The organism is Lacticaseibacillus nasuensis JCM 17158 (assembly GCF_001434705.1).
Taxonomy (GTDB): Bacteria; Bacillota; Bacilli; order Lactobacillales; family Lactobacillaceae; genus Lacticaseibacillus; species Lacticaseibacillus nasuensis.
On record NZ_AZDJ01000024.1, the window covers coordinates 256 to 490 of the forward strand.

Genomic DNA, 235 nt, shown 5'->3' on the forward strand with positions numbered 1-235 from the left:
GTACGACCAAGCCAACTGATGTTGGTAATGACACCACGGCGACACCGACGGATGATGGTGGGATCAAGCTGAAGCATGATAATGGCAACGGCACGACCACTGAAACGACGATTGATCCGAAGGGTGGCATTACTAGCCAGAAGACGACGACGCCAGTCACTGAACCAGATGACTCAACTGATACCGTTGTTACTGACGGCAAGGGCGGTCATACGGTCAATGGCACGGATGTGCC

The 235-nt window shown here is 53.6% G+C and carries 1 protein-coding gene; it reads left to right on the forward strand.

What is annotated here, in order from left to right:
• On the forward strand, positions 1–235 hold a 235-nt coding region (locus FD02_RS11405), incomplete at both ends, for a hypothetical protein (RefSeq protein ID WP_202812900.1).